Source organism: Pseudoalteromonas sp. S3178, assembly GCF_005886985.1.
GTDB classification, from domain to species: Bacteria; Pseudomonadota; Gammaproteobacteria; order Enterobacterales; family Alteromonadaceae; genus Pseudoalteromonas; species Pseudoalteromonas carrageenovora.
Genome location: NZ_PNCW01000005.1, coordinates 40468 through 57196, shown reverse-complemented (window position 1 = coordinate 57196; position 16729 = coordinate 40468). Strand labels below are relative to the sequence as shown.

The following is a 16729-nucleotide window of genomic DNA, read 5'->3' as shown; positions in this document are numbered from 1 at the left end:
GCGATAAACTCTTTGTTACTCGGTTTTTACTTAGCCCACTAGGTTACAAACCTCGCGCCGCGATTTAATCGCCCCTAGTTTGAACAAATTTCAATCCGCAAAGATCAACACGCCCTTATACAGCTAAATAGCGTTTTAGGTTTTCGAAAAATGTTGATGTATTCATGTTTACTCTCCTCTAAAAATGTAAGGTCATTATTGCCTTAATTTTTAAGCTTTGGAGGTGTTATTTGTCATCAGTTAATATGACACTTGTCACTTATTTTTACCTGCCTGTTTTATCTTTAGTTTCTACTTTTATAATTAGTCAATCTCATCGCTGTAAGCGCAAAAAACTAACGTCAACACCATTACAATATTAAGCAAAACAGTTAAATGCCACTTTTTAAAGTGACATTATTTAAGTTTAACTTATTGCTTACCAGACCATGCTTGCACTAGCTGTGTTAGTTGCTGCTTTACGTTATTGCTCGCAATTGCCTGAGTTAAAGATTGTGTTAGGACTTTAATTTCATCCTTATTATCATTTTGCGCAATTATCTCCCCTAGCTGTTGAGCAAGCATAGCAAGAGTGTGGTTAACACTATTGGCCTCAAGTGTTTTATTAAGCTCGCTTAGTTGCGCTTGATTGCTATTTTTCTCAATTGCAGTAACTAACTGCGCAACACTGTTTTGATTTGGCGCCTGACTTAAAGCAGAGTTTAGCGTCTCATTGAGGGTATTAAACCCATGACGGCTGTCTAAATTGGTTAGATTTTCACCCACAGTACTAAGTGTCTCGCTATAATCGTAACTCAGGTTACTTTTACTGAGCTTATCTGCAATACCTTCTAACGATTCATGCAAATACCCCATTTGCTCAACAGCCATCATTACCGGGCTGCCGGCACCATCGAGCTTATTTAATCTAACAAAGTCACCTTTAATTTGCTCATAGCGCGCTTGCTCATGCTCTGTAGAAGTGCCTCGCAGTTGAGCTAATTTAAGTAGGTTCTCTTCAGAACCTTTACTGAGTGTTTGAGCCTCACCTCGGTAATGATCACAAATTAAATTCTCGAGTTCTTCGTCATTCATAGCTGCAACGACTTTTTCAGCCATTTTATTCATATTACGGTAACTACCTTGCAGCTTAAATGGCGGTTCCGTGCGGTAGTTGTTGTCTTGTGCAGCAGAAGCAATATATTGCGCATTGACTTTTAATACGGTGTCTCTAATAGTGATCAGCTTATTAATTACTGCTTTAATTTCGTTGGCCTCAGCCTGTGAGTAGCCATATTCAAGCTCGTTTAACGGTATATCTTCACCTTGGCAAATACGCACAAATTTGTATAAGTCGTCCATATTTCTGTTTGCCAGCGGTGCAAGCACTGAGTTAGACGTAAGGGCGTTTTCTATAAAGCTCATTGCAAACTCTTGCTCGCACCCTGCTAACGTATCACCTAAGTTATAAATATCGGCCCTGTTAGCAAGCATATCCGGTATTTTAAAGCTCTCTCCCGATTCGGTATAGGGGTTACCCGCCATAACCACAGCAAACTTTTTACCGCGCAAGTCATACGTTTTACTTTTGCCATTCCACACACCATCAATTCGGCGCGAGCCATCACATAACGAAATAAACTTTTGTAAAAACTCAGGGTTAGTATGCTGAATATCATCTAAATAAAGCATTACGTTATTGCCCATTTCAAAGCTTTGATTGATTTTAGCAATCTCTTTTTCGGCAGTAGCGTTAATGGCTTGAGATGGGTCTAGCGATACTTGGTCGTGCCCTATTGATGGGCAATTTACTTTTACAAATGTTAATCCTAGGCGGTTAGCTACATATTCTACAAGTGTTGTTTTACCATACCCTGGCGGTGATATAAGCAATAGCATACCCATTAAATCGGTACGTTTATTTTTACCCGCTGAGCCAATTTGTTTTGCTAAGTTATCGCCAATAATTGGAAAGTACACTTTATTAATAAGTTGGTTTCGTACAAATGAGCTTAAAGGCCGCGCTTTAAATTCATCTAATTGTAAGCGCTCTTTTTGCTCAGCTAAAATTTCACTACGTAGAGAATGGTATTGCTCAAAGGCGGGAGCTTGTTCAGTAATATACTCTCGCGTGCGTGCATAAAACGACGCATAATCAACTTGAAGTGTTTGCTCACTTATTTGCTTATGCTGCCCCATTAATCCACTAACAGTGTTATCGGTATTTACATCTAAAACGCTGTATTTGAAAGAAGTAGAAGCTGTTAAATGAAGGTAATTCGCAGCTTCAGCTTGAACTTCAGCGCTAATATTACTGTGTTGTAAACAATAGGCATTTAGCCAACTTAAATAAAGTAGACCGCGCTCATCTGTGCTGTTTAGAGTGGTATTAGCTTGGGTCAGCTCTTTGCTAAACCCCTTACTATTTGCATCACTATTAAACTGCTCGGCGAGGTTTTTAGCTTGCTGAGATACTATAAACAGAGGTTCATCTGCACTTTTTTGCTGCGCCAATTGCTTAATTAAATATGCTGCGCTGAGCTCACTTGATAAATCACTAAAGTGCACAAGCATACGAGGTATCGTATTTAAAAACTCGCTGATATATTCACTCAGTTGAGATGTTAAAGCGCTAATAAAGTTAATTGCGCCAAAGTGCGTTTCCATCAACAATGCATTTTTTGCTTGGTGATAAAAAGTAGCCAACTGCTCTGCTGACAATTGCGCGCTGTAAAGCTGCGCAACTACCCTACAACTCACTGGGTAAATGAGTAAATCAAGGGTGCTTTTTTGATTAAGTAAAGACTCTATTATTGCGCTAGCGTCATGATCGTGTATGCCCTTTTCGTAACCTTCTTGGTAACGAGGCTCTGCAAATTTTTGCACTATATTTAAAAGCGTACTGTCATCTTTAGCTTGCTGCAATTGTGTAAATGTAAGTGCATGCTCACTATTTTCGCACGCTAATAAAATTTGCGCAGCTAAATATTCACCACGATAGATAATACTGTTTTCAGACACTAGCGCTTGCTGCCACAAGTGACGGCTTTGCGCTAATGTTTCAACACTTTTTGCGTCGGTAATCGGCTCAAAGTAATCGGTCCCTGTTAAATGCAGCATTAGCTGCTCATCGCGAGGCAGTAACGTCAAATCAAGTAATTGCTTATTAACACTAAATGCGTGCTTACCTATACTTACCGTATTACCGCCATCGGTAAATATATCTTGTTTGTCACGTAATGAGCGAATGCCCTGATCTTTACTTGCTTTTAGTTTTGACTGAATATCATCGGCACGTATTTCGTCGCCAATATCTTTTAACTCTTGCGTAAGTGCACGTAATTTACTGATCATCGGATCAGCTGCAAAGTAGGTGTTTAGCGCATCTAACTCAGTGAAACTTTGCGATCGTCGATTAACGCCCTGTAAAATACGCTCTGCGGCATTAGCTAAATTAAGCGCACGTCGCTGACGCGCATCTATTAAACTTTGCTTATGCGCTTCAAAGCTTTCGTAAACGTCGTCGCGCTTGGCTATTATTTCACTAAGGTATTCATCAAAATCACTAAACTGCGACTCTAGCTCTTCTAGCTGTATTAACAAACGCGATAACTGATCGTCACACGCTTCTGGGGTTTTTGCATTATTTAATGCATTAGTAATACTTTGCGAAAACAACTTAAAACGGGCGGCAAACTCAGCTTTAGCCTCAACGCTGCCCAAGCTTTTTTGGCGTATTTCTATGCCTGCTTTTGCCCTATTAACTAACGCATACACACCGCTAATATCTTCTAAAATTTGGGTGCGAATACGGCTATCGTCTATGTCTAAATCAAGCATAGTGTGGTTAAGTAAATCAAGTTCCACACTTTGTTTATCAAGCTCGGCAATATAGGTTTTAAGTTCGGTTACGCTTTCACTCTTAGTACTTAGCTCTTCAAGTTCTTTTAATTTTTTATGATACGGTTCAAGTGCTGATGATTGCTGTAAAAAAGCAGCAGTAGCTTGGCTTACACCGCTCAAATGCTCATCTACATCAGCTTGTAGCTGGTTAAGTGCATCTGTGTCTATGTACTTAATATCTTCAAGGCTGATTATTTGCCCTTTTAGTACTTTTAACACGTCTATTGACGTAACAAATTCAGACACTGCTTTAAAGCTATCGGGGCGAACCTCTCGTGTTACTTCTGTGTACTGTTTAGTTATATCTGCAAGTGCTTGCTTAGCTTTATTCTGTATTTCAGTTACTTTTTCAAATTCATCTAGTACTTGTTCTGCTGTCTCAAAAATACTGTGCAAGCTTTGCGCTATGTCAGCAAACTCATTTTCGTTGAGCCAATGATAGCGATCAAAAATATTTCGACTCAGCGAAATCATATCTTCGTAGTGAAACAAACTTGGGCTTTGTTCGTTAATAGCTTTGCATACGCTATATAAATCTGAAATACCGCGTACTAAATCGGGGTTACCAATTTTTCCAAAAAAACTCGTTAAAGCAGGTGCATTGGCGGCAAACTCAGCAGATACAAATGGGCTTTGCCATATTTGAATTGGGTGTACGCGCTCAGCCTGTTCGTTATCGGCTTTGAAGGTTAACGCGATGCCATCGTTGTAAATACCATAACCGTGACAGTAAATTGGGTTTTGTAAGTTTTTATCAATAATATTGTAGGCAAATAAAGCATAGCGTCCTTCGCTTGGCTCATAAAATACATACAATACATCTTCGCCATTGGGCGATTTAACTTGGCGATGAAATTCTAAATCATCAATTTGCTCTTCAAATGAGCGAGCCTGTCCCGACTGCAAATAGTAACCACCGGGGAAAATAATACCGTGGTCTTCGGGTAAGGTAACACATGCGCTACCAATGGCATCTTGACGCGTAACCTGCAAAGTACGGCTGTTAAAAATAAAATAGCGCCACTGTTTTTCACGATACGGCAAAATTTTAAGTAAAATCAAGTCCCCCACTTGCGCGTATTCAACCTCGCTATCAGCAAGTGATTGGTTTTTATCTTCAACGGGTTCTTGATGAATGCCTTCGCCGGTTTCGGTGCTGTTTTCTATTTTTATGGTGAGCGTGCCACCAATGGTTTCTACAAATACGGTGTCGGCAATATTTATATGACCGTGACGCCCTTCAACATGATCACTGCGGTCTGTTTGTTGCCATTCAAAATCATAATCGTGTGCGTGCTTTATATCGCGTTCACCGCGATTATCAATATAATGAATAGTGTTATCTGGGTGTATCTCCCATCTAAACACTCGCACGTCAGAGAGCTTTTCACCAATCTGAAACAACGCAAATAACTTGCCGTTTTGCTGATATAGGTGCTGCAACTTAGTTTGCTTGTAGTAAGTATAAAGCTCTTCAAAATCGCGAATAAAACGGGTATCGGTTAAAAATAAGGTTTTTTCTGGGTAGTGTTCAATCTCAAAGTGGTCCTCTTGCTGAACCAATTTGTGCACACTAAATACATCATCAATTGAGGTTTCTTTTTTCAGACCCAAAAACACGTTGTAAGCAAAAATAACCTTGTCGCCTACAATCACAATATCGCGAGGCGTACAGTTTTGCTCGGTTCGCGCACGCACCCGCCCTTTTACTTGAAGCTCTGTACTACCAAACTCGCTAATACGCTGCGTATTAACGTTATCTGTTTGCGTTTTGAGTGTTGCGCCAAAGTTATTTAAGCGACGCTTAATTAAATCGTACGATCCCTGCTCTAAAGCATGTTGTGTTGAGTCCGTCATTAAACCTTTCCTACAGTATTACTTTTGTATGTGTGATCAAAAAAGCCGTAATTTTTACTATTACGGCTATAGATTGAGAGGGAGTTAGTCTTGCGGGTTGAGTTTAATTTTTTCGTCAAGCCCGCTGCCCATATTGCCCCCTAGCATACTTAGTAACTGGCTTTTTTCAGCCGCTGTGGTGTTACTCAATTGCTTTAATAGTTTACTCATATTAAGGTTTTTCATGGTTTCAGCTGAGCCGTTAGCGCCCGCTAATACTCCTTTCAAATCCTCAATTAAATTGCGATCCCCATTTAAGTGATCTTTGAATACAGTTTGTACTGTTTTGCTTTCATCTACTAAACCATCTATTGATTTACCTAAGCTAATAGCACTCATAAACTGGTTAAAGAACTGACCATCACCGCCCATAATATTAATATCGGCATCGCCAAGAGCTTTGCTCATCACTTGTGCTTGATGCTCTGCTATATCTTTACCCGCTTCAATTTTAGCCAGCACTAATTCTTTTTGCTGGTTTAGTTGAAGTGTAAAGCTTTCGTAATCACGGGCATCTTGGTCCATCGCATTAAGCGCCTGTAGTTTTTCTTCAAGGCCTTTGGCCTCAGCAAGCATTTTACGCTCTAGATTAATGGCTTCGACTTCACCTTGTTTCTCATTAGCATCAGCCATTGCTGTTTGCACTTGCGCTTCAGACAAGCCAATTTCACGGTTACCCTGCGCTTCTGCTTCTAATTTTTGGCGAAGTACCTTCGCATCCACTTCACCTTGCATTGCGTTTGCTTGTGCTTTAGCCGTAATTACGTCTGCCTCAGCTAAGCCCTGTGCTGCTGTTTCAACTTGTTGTGCTTGAGCCAGTATCTTTTTAGACTCTGCTTGCTGATTAGCAATGCGCAGCTCTGCATTGGCCATTGTTTCAAGTTCACGAGCTTTAAATTCAGCAGCTTGATCTTGCGCTTTAGCAGCTTCAATATCTTTAACCAATGCTTCTTCTGCTTCTGCTTTAGCTCGGATAATGATGGCATCTTTTTCACGTTCTGCACCGGCTAAAACCTGCACATCTTTAATACGTTCTTGCTCTTCTGCTACCGATTTTTCTACTATTACGCGATCACGCACTACATCAGCAATTTCTTTACGCTCTACTTCAAGTGCTTTTTCTTTATTAATACGTAAAATTTCAGTTTCTCTTTCTCGTTCAATCACTTCTATTTCACGAGAACGTAAAACTTTCTCTTCCTCAATACCCAGTACACGCAGTCGATTTTGCTCTGCAATATCAAGCTCACGCTGCTTGTTTTGCTCGCTAATTCCAATTGACTCTTCAGATTGAATTCGAGCCTGTTCTGATTTTAAACGCTCTTCGTGGCGTACTTTTTCAGCTTCTGCGTGTTCACGCGCTTTAACGGTTTCAATTTCACGAACCTGACGCGACATTGCATCTTGTTTTTGGCGTTCAATTTCGAGTGATTTTTCTGTGGCTTCTTGGTTTTGAATTTCTACTTTTGCGCGCTCATCGCATTTTAATTGATTGGTTAATACATTTTGCGCTGCCGTCATTTCGGTAATACGACGGATCCCCTCGGCATCAAGAATGTTTTGTGAATCAAGCTTTTCGATCGACGTTTGTTCTAGGTAATCAATAGCAACATCTTCAAGCGTGTAGCCAGATAAATCTTGGCCTATAACTTCTTTAATATTGTCTCTAAATTCGTTTCGGTGAGTAAACAACTCAACGAAATCCATTCGTTTACCAACCGTTTTAAGTGCTTCTGAAAACTTAGCTTCAAATAACTCTTGCAGCGTTTCATGCTCTGACGCACGTGCACAGCCCACATGTTTAGCGACACGCAAAATATCGTCTTTATTTTCATTAACACGAATATAAAACGTAATGGCAATATCGGCGCGTATATTATCTTTACAAATCAAGCCGCCTTTATCTTTACGCTCAAGTACCATGCGTTTAGTTGAAATATCCATGACTTCCATTTTATGGATAACAGGGTAAACAATGCCGCCTGTTGTGGTTACATCAGGTTCGTTTTTCATCTTATTTATAATGAGCGCTTGGCCCTGTTCAACTTTGCGATAGAACTTGCCAATAATTAACAAAATAGCAAAAATGACCGCGATCGCTATACCTACAAACGTTAATATAGGTAGTAAGTTATCTAAAAATTCCATGTTATGTCCTAACGTAATTATCGATTTATTATGTGTTATTTACAGCAAAAACGGCGTTTAGTTACCAAGGTTTAGCAGTAACAATATAACAATGCTGCTCTTTTAAGTGCTCAAGCAATACAACCGTATCACCTGTGCTATAAGGGTGTTCGTCGTGTGATCTTATTTGAATTAATTGCTCAGTACCTTGAAAATTAATTCTCCCTTGGCCAAATGTAGATGTCACTTTGCCAGTAACAACCGTGCACTCGAGACCTAGTAAATCGCTACTGCGGGAGGTTTCTACACTTGAAAAAAAGCCTTGTAATGGCTTTGAAATAATAATGGCAATAGGTAGAGCAATAATCGCGCTTACTACCAGCATCACGAAGCCAAAAATATAAAATAAAATGCCATCGCCAAGTAGGTAAGCAAAAAACTTGTGTGCATAAATATTAACTAACCAGCTCAGCATAACTACTAAGCTAATTGATACTGTGATAGGAATACTGCCAAAGCCAAAACTTGAAAATAACCCAGTGCTATTTGTGTTTGATGAATTAGCTTCTATATCTAAATCAGACTCAAACATGTCGATATCAGCAAAACCCAGTAAGGTGATCGCCCAAAACAAGACAACAACTAAAAGCAAGGCCGTGAATATAATGGTAGGGAACGTAAGCGCTAAATTTAAAAATTCCATATTACAGCTATCCATTTGTATTAATACATATATACAATAAGATTTTTACCACTTTGAAGAGGGTTTGTTAAGTTTTTTATAACAATTAATGTCTGTTTTTATAAACAATTGTAAACAAACTATCTCCCACTTTACTACTTATATTAAGTGATTAAGCATCAACACTTTCTTACAATCGTTTAATTGCCATGTTAAGTCCCCTCACTATAATACCCTTTCTGGATACAACTAATTAACTTTATAAGAAAGGATACTTATGCGATTTTTAATGCCACTCTCTTTGCTTGCACTTAGCTGTACAGCATCAGTAAACGCTGCACAATCAGCATCAAAGCAATGGTTTAATACAATTAACTACGCAAAAATTGATTCACGCTATTACAGCGATAATGTGTACGGATTATCTACTCATTATTATTTTGAAGAGCAACAAAGCTCTGGCGTGTGGGATGATTATGGCTACCTAGACACAGATAGTAATATAGGCTTAAATTACTTTAATTCAGATGGTTATAGCCAAAAAGGGATTTTTGGAGAAGGCTTTTACGGTAACGCTTTTGCAACCTTAGAGCTGCCTAATGTTGGCGATACTGATACCTACTCACTTGGTTTAGGTTACTTATTTGCTGATTCGTTAAAAGTATCTGCACGTATGCTAGATTACGAATATGGTGATACGGTTTATCTATTTAAAGCGCAATATAATCATCAAATTAATGACACCGACTACATTGGTTTTACTGTTGAGACTGATGATGAAATAGACTCGTGGGACTTATCTTCACGTTACTTTGCTCACCTTTACGATGAAAGCTACTTTACTATAAATATTGACTACCTAGATGCTGGTGATGACCCTTTTTTAAATGTGCTGGCAAATTACTACTTTAATAAGCATGTAGCAGTGGGTGTTGGCTTAAGCGACTCAGATTTAGTTGTTGAGGGTAAATACTTTATTAACGATAGCTACTATTTTAGCGCTAATTACACTGATAAAAATAACTATGACATATACAACCTTAGTTTTGTAGCCCAGTTTTAATAAACACAAAAAAAGCCGCCTTGCTGAAGTCACTTCAGTTAAACAAGGCGGCTTTTATATTAAAAAAATCTATAGCTTACATATTACCTAGCTCAATCATCATCGCGGTATACATGCGTAAATTAAGCTCCAATTGCTCAAGCGTAATAAATTCATGCTCTGAGTGGCCTGTATAACGTTTACCCGGCATTGAAGGGCCAAACGATACTGCATTATCAAATAGTTTTGCGTTAGTGCCTCCGCCAATTGATACAAAGTCAGCTTTTTTGTCGCCAGTAAAATGCTTAAATATATCGAGCAGCTTTTGTGCGTGCGGTGCATTATCTAATAGCATAGGTGTACCAATAACCGTATCTACTTTACTAAGCATTACGTTATTTGCAGTTTCCCATTCATTGATAGCGCTATTAATTTGTTGTTTAAGTACACTTTCATCTTTACCTACTGGGCGGCGGGCGTTAATAGCTAATGTTAATGCGTTACCATCACGTTCGATCAAAGTAGGTGCTACTGTCATTGGGCCCATAAATTTATGCTTGTAGGCAATATTACCAAATTGCTTACCATGAATATCTAAGCCAATTAACTGGTTTACAAATTTTATAAGCTGGCCATCGCTATTATTCTCAAGCGCGACGTCTTTAAATAACTCGCTTAGGTGTGCAATAGCATTAACGCCCGACTCTGGCTCTGATGAATGCGCAGACATTCCTTTTACAGTTATTTTTGAGCCTTCACCTTGCTCTTTAAAACTAAACTCAACGTCACTAAGTGTTTTAGCTTTAGCTTTTAATGAGCCAATTAAGCTCTCGCTTGCATTGTGCAGTACTAAGCTTGCATCTTCTGGTATTTGGCTTTTAAACGCCCCACCAGCAACATCGCTTACATATACGCCAGTTTGTTTTGAAGTAGCGCTAAATGTAGGTGCAATTAAGCTCCAGCCTTTTTCGGCAACAACTACTGGGTATGATGCATCAATGGTTACGGCATACTTTGGTTGATCGTAAGTTTTCATAAATTCAGTAAGTGGGCCCCAGTCAGATTCCTCAGCTAGGTAAATCATCAGCTCTATGCGGTTATCAAGCTCTATGCCTTTATCTTTAATTGCTTTCATGGCGTAAAGCGCAGTGGCTATGGCGCCTTTGTCGTCTTCGGTACCGCGCCCTACTAATTTGCCAGGCTCTGAGGTATCAATAATAAATGGGCTTTGCTTCCACTTACTCGCATTAGCTGGCTGAACATCACCGTGTGTTACTACTGTTACTTTGTCTGCTTGTTTACCCATACCAATAAGCACGGTATAACCTAGGTCTTGGTAATCAAACCCAAGCTCTGCGGCTTTCATTTTTAATACAGATTTAAAGTTAATAAAGTCTGGGTTTTGTGGTGCGGGTATTGAGTCTTTATTTACTGTAGGAAAAGCAACTAAGTTAGTTAGCGTATGTACTTGAGCATTTTGGTAGGTGTTTACAGCGTAATCGGCAACACTATCAATATTTTTATGTAACTGTGCGTGCGCGCTAAACGCAAATAAAAGAGCACTGGCTAAAGCTAACTTTTTCAAAACTTATTCCATTTAATTAATAACTAAGAGCTTTAATTATAGCGCCCACACAGCATTTCAAATAGTGCTTTGCGATGGACTCACAACTTATAAGCGTAAAATATTTATATAGCGGGTTTAGTGTAGATAGCAGTATAATGCGCGACTTAAATTTATTTAGCTTAAAGGTTTTAGCTGTGAACCGTCGTAAAAAAATCGTCACTAAATTTCAAAAGAAAGATAAACGCGCTAATGCCAAATTACATAAAAGCGGCAAACCTGCTTATGTATCTAAAGCACAGCGCGAAAAGTTAGCTTTAGAAGCCGAGCAATCTCCTTGTGCCGATGAGCAAAACACGACTACTGATTAATATTTAGCGTTAAGCCACAACACAGTGATGGCTTAACTGTTCAATAATTATTATATGTGCCTAAAAAGCATAACTTGCACTAATATTAAATGAGCGCCCCTGCCCAGCTAATTGAGTAAACCCCGTGCTACTGTTTTGTTTTAGTGTAGCAATACTTACTCCCCCTAATGGCAACTCGTAAAACTCATCAAATAAGTTAGTTACTTCTGCACTAAGCGTTAGTGCATTAAAGGTCGCTTTAGAGCTTAAATTCACTAAATTATAGCTGTGTGTTTGGTTTTCAAGGCGGTTAAAGTCAACGCGTGATTTTGTATCTACCCACTCCCACGACAGCGCATTTTCAAATAATCCTATCTGCTGGCTTAATGTTAGCTTTGTATGCAATGGCTTAATTTGATATAGCGGCTGGTTAGTATCGTCGCGCTTACCACGGGTACTTGTAACGTTTGCTATTAATACCCATTCGCCAAATGGTTTAGATTGATAAAGCGACTTACTTACATCGATTTTGGCACCATATAATGTGGCGTCAACATTACTAAACTGCAAAATATTACGTGATGTGTTTGCTAACCCATAACTATTAAAACTACGTACAATATTTGCGTCAATGTAGTCGTTTACATTGGTGTACCACACATTAGCACTTACTCGCCAATTATCATCTTTAGCTGTTTTTGAATACGTTGCACTAATGGTATTTGCGGTTTCTACATCAAGCTCTGGGTTACCAATATAACCATTTGCATCGCCGTACCAGCCAATCATAGTGGTGGCCATATTACTTACCCCCCAGCTGTAGCGCTCATATAAATTGGGTGCGCGGTTTTTGCGAGCAAGACCTAATTGCAGCTCGTCATATAGTGTAATTTGGTAATTAGCTAATAAATTAACATCAACAATGGTGTCGGTTTTATTTCTATCTGCATTATTAAAGTCATTTGCCGCCATCGCATTATTAGCAGAGCTCATTGAGCTCATACTGCCCATATCCATCATACTCATGCCATCGTTATAGGCCTGCACTTCATCAACTTGCGTATTAACACGCTCAACCCTTACTCCAGTGTTTAACCATAGCTTTTTATTAATCTGGCTTTCATATTCTGCAAATAGGGCAATGCGTTCACGCTTACCATTATTGATATTTACATAGTCATTTGGCCCCATCATGGCTGAACCTTCAATAGCCGGCCACCAATCATCAATGCGGTAGTTATAGTATTCTTGACCAAGCAATAGAGAGCTATTTTCATTAAGCGAAATACGCCATTTAAGCTGCGTGCTTATATCTTGCGAGTCTGTTTTCATGGGCATCATGCCGGTTTTTTCTTTACTGAAAAAACCCATTTCGTGCTTTACACTGTGCCAGTTAACCTGCCCTTCAAATTCGCTGTTTTCAAAAGAGCGTTTGTATTGAGCAATAGCACCGTAGCTGGTGTTATCAGTCATATCCATGTACTGATTTGCAAATCCTTGGTAAGGAATTTTTTGATGTGTGAGCTTTATAACTAATTGCTGTTTATCATCGCGCATAGCTGCGGTTAAACTGTGGTTTTGTGCACGGTACAATGTGTCAAGTACTACATCGCCGTTACCATCTTCATAACTATCTGCATCGCTAAAAGAGCCTTGGTAGTTAAAACTAAACGTATCACTTGCTAAACGTGCTCCCACGCCTAGCTTTCGGCCGTTATCAATACTACTGTATTTTGCCGATACATAACCTGAGTGCCACGCTAAATCGCTACTTTCGCTGTACTGTGGTGAAATAGAATTAACGCTTATTACACCGGCAATATTATCGCCACCTGCGCTTATTGGTGAAACACCAGCAACAACCTTGTAAGACGTTATTTGATTTGCAGATATGTAAGAAAGAGGCGGGTTCATATGATTAGCGCACGCTGCTGTTACATCTGCGCCATCAACAAGTACTTTTACCCTATCGCCCATTAAACCATTTAAAATAGGTAAGTTCGAGACCCCGCCCGCAGCAGAAAAATCAACACCTAAATTGCTAAGTAATGATTCTGACGAGCCAAGTGATAAATGTTTATTTTGTGCATGCCCGTGCACTTCAATAACTTCTAAGTCGTTATCATCAGCGAGCACCATAGGCGATAAAAAGCCGCTAACGAGTAGCGCTAAAGGAGAAAGTAAATAAGTAGGTTGAATGCTTTTTTTGTGATTCATTTATAATTTATGCCACTGTTATATATGGCATAAATTATATAATGTGAAAGCGCTATTAAAGCGCGACATAATGTCGCACTTTGTTAAGTAACCAGGTGTAACTAGCTATTAAGCTGTGCTACGGTTTGCGAAACAACATCTGCACCGCGCTCAATTTCTTTAATTACCTCAGAAACATTAGAAATTAATTCTCTACCTTGTTCAGACGAGTCTGACACTGAGGTAATTTGCTTAGAAATATCGTTTGTTAGTTCTTGATTGTTTTTAACCACAGTCGCAATTTCGTTAGTTGATTTACTTGTACTTGCTGCAAGCTGCCTTACTTCGTCTGCAACCACAGCAAAGCCCCTACCATACTCACCTGCGCGAGCCGCTTCAATGGCGGCATTAAGTGCTAATAAATTGGTTTGATCGGCAATACTGCTAATGGTCGATACAATCGAGCCAATAACCGCTGATTGCTCATTTAGGTTTTTAATTAAATCTACCGACTTAAGCACTTGGCTTACAATTGCATCTGAGTTAGTAATGGCACTTTGTAATATTTCAGAGCCTTGTTTAGCCGTTTCTACCGTTGCCACTGCCGACTCATGTGCAATTGCTGCTGCATCACTTACTGCAGTGTTATCGTTTATACGGGCCGTTATATCAGACGCAAACTTAATAATTTTAACAACATTACCTTTGCTATCTAATATGGGGTTATAGGTTGCTTCTAGCCAAATTTCTGAACCATCAGAGGTAATGCGTTTAAATTTTCCAGACTTAAACTGACCTTGTGCTAGCTCGTTCCAAAACCGTGGGTTTTTCTCATAAAATAGTGAGGTACAAAACATCTTATGATGCTGCCCTACAATATCCTTTAAGCTGTAGCCAATTGTTGATAAAAAGTTTTGATTGGCGGTTATAATATTTCCTTCGGGAGTAAATTCTATGGTTGCTAAAGCTTTATCAAGTGCCTTTGCTATCGCTTCTTGCGCCTGCCTTTGTATATAGTTTGCAGTAATATCTGAAGCTATTTTTATAACCTTTGTGACAACACCATTTTCTTCTACTGGAAAATATGTGGCTTCTAACCAAAGCTTATCGCCGTTGGCTTTAAAACGTAAAAAAGAGCCGGAAGTCGATTTACCTTGTTGTAGGTTCTGCCAAAATTGACTGTATACTTTTGAGTTTGCATATTCAGGTTCACAAAACATTCTATGATGCTCACCTACAATCTGCTCTTTAATATAACCAATAGTCTCTAAAAATAGTTTATTAGCGTCTAAAATTATTCCTTCAGGTGAAAATTCAATATATGCAACGTGCTTGTTAATTGCTGACAAGATCGATTGCTTTTGAATTAATTGAAGCTCCAGCTCTTCAATTTTTGTATTCTTTTGAGAAATACCAAACATGTAAAAACCTTAAGAAATAAATTAAAAGTAATAAAGTGACATGTAAATGTAACTTCATTGTAAATATAGGCTTAAAAATAAATGATAACCTAATATTTAAATTTCTTATAGCTTCATGCTTTATAAATAGTTTTTTTACTTTTAAGATTATTGGCAGTTATTTATCCTAATTAACATTTAAAAAACCCTGTAAAACCATTAACTTTATGCATGACTCAATACTCTTTTTAAATTAAAATACCTACCTCACTGAACATCTACTCTCACACCAAAATTTAAGTTTACACGGCACTTCCCTATTCGAAGTTTGCTGTGCTGTTCTATTTTAAAATTATACCTAAGGGATCATTCATGAGCGCAGATGTCACGTCGCCACCGAGCCAATTAAACCGAACTGCTATTTTAGTGGTATTAGCATTAGGCACATTTATTTTAGGCTTATCAGAATTTTCAATGATGCCGATGCTGCCATTAATTAGCGAAACGTTTGGCTCTACACCTTCGCAAACTGGTTATGCTATTAGTGCCTACGCTATTGGTGTTGTTATCGGTGCTCCAATTTTAATGCTTACTACAGCTAATATGCGTAAACGAAAAGCACTGCTAATATTTTTAAGCTTAATGTGTATATCTAACGGTTTAAGCGCCCTTGCGACCTCTTTAGAACAATTAGTTATTTTTAGATTTTTAAGTGGCTTACCTCATGGAGCTTACTTTGGTGCTGCAATATTGCTAGCGTCTGATATTGCACCGCAAGGCAAACGTGCCAGCTTTATGTCTAAGGTATTTATGGGGTTAACTATAGCTACAATAGTCGGTGTGCCTATTGTTACTTTAGTTGGGCAAAACCTTAGCTGGCGCTACTGTTTAGCGGGTGCTGCTGTTTTAGCATTTATCGCCTTTATTTTTGTTTATAAAGTGGTACCTAATATTGATAACACTAAGCCTTCTAACTTATTAAACGAATTTGGCGTGCTAAAAAACAAACTTGTTTGGTCAATTTTAGGTATTGTTATTATTGGTTTTGGCGGTGTTTTTTGCATATACACTTACATTGCCGACACTATTTTAGATGTAACTAAAACAGCGCCTTACACTATATCTATCGCGATGGTAATGTTTGGTATTGGCTGCACATTAGGTAATTACGTATTAGGTAAGGCCGCCGATAAATCAGCAATTAAAACCACGGGCTTTGCCCTTATATGCACTATTGTTTTTGCTTTTGCCTACGTTAGTGCAAGCCATAATATATGGATACTTTATGCCGTAATATTTTTTATTGGCTGTAGTGTAGGCCTAGCAACACTTATTCAATCTTTATTAATGGATGTATCACCTGATGGACACGCAATGATTGGTGCTTTAGTGCAATGTGCCTTTAATGTTGCCAATGCGATTGGCCCTTGGGTTGGTGGTATGGCTATTGCTCAAGGTGCAGCACCTAACGAAACAGGTTATGTAGCGGCTATTTTGTTTATAGGTGGGTTTTTTATGTGGCTATTAAGCTACATACAATTAAATAAAAAGCAGCAAGTAGCACAAACGTGCTAAACACATTTTAAAATA

9 protein-coding genes are annotated in these 16729 nt (G+C 38.8%); 3 read left to right on the top strand and 6 right to left on the bottom strand.

Going from position 1 to position 16729, the window contains the following annotated elements:
- Positions 1-411 precede the first annotated feature (411 nt).
- The 3 genes from CWC11_RS01215 to CWC11_RS01205 form a co-directional block, all read right to left on the bottom strand.
- Positions 412-5739 (bottom strand): DNA repair ATPase, encoded by a 5328-nt coding sequence (locus tag CWC11_RS01215; protein ID WP_138681259.1) that lies wholly within the window; start codon positions 5737-5739, stop codon positions 412-414.
- Between the two features lie 84 nt (positions 5740-5823).
- Complete coding sequence (locus CWC11_RS01210) at positions 5824-7926, bottom strand: flotillin family protein (protein ID WP_138681258.1); 2103 nt, start codon at positions 7924-7926, stop codon at positions 5824-5826.
- Between the two features lie 61 nt (positions 7927-7987).
- Entirely contained in the window at positions 7988-8608 is a 621-nt protein-coding gene (locus tag CWC11_RS01205) for a DUF1449 domain-containing protein (protein WP_138681257.1), read from the bottom strand.
- Positions 8609-8864: 256 nt separating this feature from the next.
- Between CWC11_RS01205 and CWC11_RS01200 the strand changes: the two genes are divergently transcribed.
- Positions 8865-9650: a putative porin gene (locus CWC11_RS01200; protein WP_138681256.1), complete on the top strand. Its 786-nt coding sequence runs from the start codon at positions 8865-8867 to the stop codon at positions 9648-9650.
- Positions 9651-9726: 76 nt separating this feature from the next.
- Here the strand turns inward: CWC11_RS01200 and CWC11_RS01195 are convergent, their stop codons facing one another.
- A complete protein-coding gene (locus tag CWC11_RS01195) occupies positions 9727-11214 on the bottom strand; it encodes a dipeptidase (protein ID WP_138681255.1) in 1488 nt (495 codons plus the stop codon).
- Between the two features lie 176 nt (positions 11215-11390).
- Between CWC11_RS01195 and CWC11_RS01190 the strand changes: the two genes are divergently transcribed.
- Positions 11391-11564: a DUF2986 domain-containing protein gene (locus CWC11_RS01190; RefSeq protein WP_138681261.1), complete on the top strand. Its 174-nt coding sequence runs from the start codon at positions 11391-11393 to the stop codon at positions 11562-11564.
- A 60-nt stretch (positions 11565-11624) separates the two neighbouring features.
- Here the strand turns inward: CWC11_RS01190 and CWC11_RS01185 are convergent, their stop codons facing one another.
- Both CWC11_RS01185 and CWC11_RS23505 read right to left on the bottom strand, forming a co-directional pair.
- Entirely contained in the window at positions 11625-13760 is a 2136-nt protein-coding gene (locus CWC11_RS01185; protein WP_138681254.1) for a TonB-dependent receptor, read from the bottom strand.
- Positions 13761-13861: 101 nt separating this feature from the next.
- The gene (locus CWC11_RS23505) at positions 13862-15160 is read right to left on the bottom strand and encodes a methyl-accepting chemotaxis protein (protein WP_138681253.1); all 1299 of its coding nucleotides are present in this window, start codon (positions 15158-15160) and stop codon (positions 13862-13864) included.
- Positions 15161-15511: 351 nt separating this feature from the next.
- On the opposite strand from CWC11_RS23505, the gene CWC11_RS01175 reads away from it, so the two are divergent.
- Complete coding sequence (locus tag CWC11_RS01175; protein WP_138681252.1) at positions 15512-16714, top strand: MFS transporter; 1203 nt, start codon at positions 15512-15514, stop codon at positions 16712-16714.
- Positions 16715-16729: the final 15 nt, after the last annotated feature.